Origin of the sequence: Streptomyces sp. 4F14, assembly GCF_048159485.1 — a bacterium.
GTDB lineage: Bacteria > Actinomycetota > Actinomycetes > Streptomycetales > Streptomycetaceae > Streptomyces.
This window is the reverse complement of the sequence record NZ_JBLRVY010000071.1, coordinates 1-1,748: the sequence shown is the minus strand read 5'-3', so window position 1 is coordinate 1,748 and position 1,748 is coordinate 1. Positions and strand designations below refer to the sequence as shown.

The 1,748-nt window shown below is 68.8% G+C and carries 1 protein-coding gene; it reads left to right on the top strand.

All coding sequences use genetic code 11. The features are described from left to right. A partial coding sequence (locus tag ACLZOT_RS49635; RefSeq protein WP_416975935.1) for a beta-ketoacyl synthase N-terminal-like domain-containing protein occupies positions 1 to 1,748 on the top strand: 1,748 nt, incomplete at both ends.

Here is a 1,748-nt window from a genome sequence, read left to right as displayed (position 1 = left end):
TATCGGCGGGGTGCGGGGCTGGTGGCGACGTCGATCGCGTGGGGGTTGTGGGCGGGTCCGGGGATGGGCGCGGCGGGCGTTGAGGGGTATCGGCGGCGGGGTGTGCTGGCGATGGAGCCAGCGTTGGCGATGGCTGCTCTGGAGCAGGCGGTGCGCGACGGCTCGGTCACGTTGACGGTGACGAACACGGACTGGGAACGCTTCGCCCCGAGTTTCACGGTGGAGCGCCCGAGCCCTCTGCTGTCCGGCATCCCGGAGGCACGCAAGGCACTCGCCCGGCCGGGTACGGGGCCCGCCGGTGAGTCGGCGCTGCGGCGCAGGCTGTCCGGGCTGGGGGAGAAGGAACGTACGCGGGTGTTGCTGGATTTGGTGCGGCGGGAGGCGGCGGTCACTCTCGGTTTCGACAACACTGACGCGTTGCCGGACGGGCGGGCCTTCCGCGATGCCGGTTTTGGCTCGCTGACTGAGGTGGAGCTGCGGAACCGGCTGGCGACGGCGACGGGTCTTCAACTGCCCGCGACCCTTGTTTTCGACTACCCGACGCCCGCAGTGCTGGCGGAGCATCTGGGTTCGGAGCTGCTGGGTTCACAAGCGCAGGTGATGGTTCCTGTTGTGGTGAAGGCGGAGCCGGACGAGCCGATCGCGATTGTGGGGATGGGGTGTCGGTTCCCGGGTGGGGTGTCGTCGCCGGAGGAGTTGTGGGCCTTGCTCGCGGGTGGTGTGGACGCGATCTCGGCGTTCCCGACACAGCGTGGCTGGGATCTGACCGGTACCAGTTACACCCGGGTGGGTGGGTTTATCGAGGACGCGGCGGAGTTCGATGCGGGGTTCTTCGGTATTTCGCCGCGTGAGGCGTTGGCGATGGATCCGCAGCAGCGGTTGCTGCTGGAGACGGCGTGGGAGGCGCTGGAACGGGCCGGCATCGACCCGAGCTTGTTGAAGGGCAGCAGGACCGGGGTCTTCGTGGGCGGGTCCGGTTCGGGTTACGAGGCTGTCGGGGGTGCCTCGGACGAAGCGGACGGATACCGGCTCACCGGTGGCGCGGACAGTGTGTTGTCGGGGCGGATCGCTTATGTGCTGGGGTTGGAAGGGCCTGCGGTGACGGTGGACACGGCGTGTTCGTCGTCGCTGGTGGCGCTGCATCTCGCGGTCCAGGCGCTGCGGTCCGGTGAGTGCTCGATGGCGTTGGCCGGTGGCGTGACGGTGATGGCCACGCCGGAGATTTTTGCCGAGTTCGCCGTTCAGGACGGGTTGGCGGCGGATGGCCGTTGCAAGCCGTTCGCTGCGTCGGCTGATGGTACGGGGTGGTCCGAGGGTGTCGGGTTGCTGGTCGTGGAGCGGTTGTCGGACGCTCAGCGCAATGGCCATCGGGTGTTGGCGGTGGTGCGCGGTTCGGCGATCAATCAGGACGGTGCGTCGAACGGGCTGACCGCGCCGAACGGCCCGTCCCAGCAGCGCGTGATCCGGCAGGCGTTGGCCAGCGCTGGCGTGGCTGCGGCCGAGGTGGACGTGGTGGAGGCGCACGGCACCGGCACCCGGTTGGGAGACCCGATCGAGGCTCAGGCGCTGCTGGCCACCTACGGGCAGGATCGGGATCGTCCGCTGTGGCTGGGATCGCTGAAGTCGAACATCGGTCACACCCAAAGCGCGGCGGGAGTGGCCGGTGTGATGAAGATGGTGCTGGCGATGCAGCGGGGTGTGCTGCCCCGCACCTTGCACGTGGATGCGCCGAGCACGGAGGTGGACTG